1 pseudogene is annotated in these 489 nt (G+C 41.9%); it reads right to left on the bottom strand.

Annotated elements, in window-relative coordinates:
* Window positions 1-489 (bottom strand): annotated as a pseudogene (locus DXD68_RS24110) (hypothetical protein); the annotation flags it as partial.

Below are 489 nucleotides of genomic sequence, written 5' to 3'. Positions count from 1 at the left end.
ACCAGGTAACGACCTTCTACCCAACCCTTAGTCGGAACAGCATGCTCACAAGTTGCAGACTGATGTTCTTCACACCACATGCCAGCCGGAGTGATATCCGGGTTAACAACCAACATATACTGAGGACGATAAGTATTATCACGTACATAAGCAGTATCAGCAACCATTGCCGGAGCAATTGAAGGATATTGAGCCAGATTTTCCATTCCTAAGAAACCTTTGTCTTCGAACAGGATAGATTTCGGATTATCGTTGCGGAAGATAGAGATTGTATCTAACGGATTGATTACTGTACGATACATCGGTTTTTCTGTAGGTTCTACTGTGAACAGGTCATTTTCTGTACGGTTGTACATCCATGTCTGAGATAAGATGCCTTCTTCGTCTGCATCACCAGCATAAGCTTTATTCGTAGTACCGAAATACTGATGTGTCAAGTATGACTCATTATCACCTGCTGAAATCCAACTAGTATAATGCTTTCCTTGA

Origin of the sequence: Parabacteroides sp. TM07-1AC, from assembly GCF_003480915.1 — a bacterium.
Classification (GTDB): Bacteria; Bacteroidota; Bacteroidia; order Bacteroidales; family Tannerellaceae; genus Parabacteroides; species Parabacteroides chongii.
This window is presented reverse-complemented; position numbering and strand designations above follow the sequence as displayed.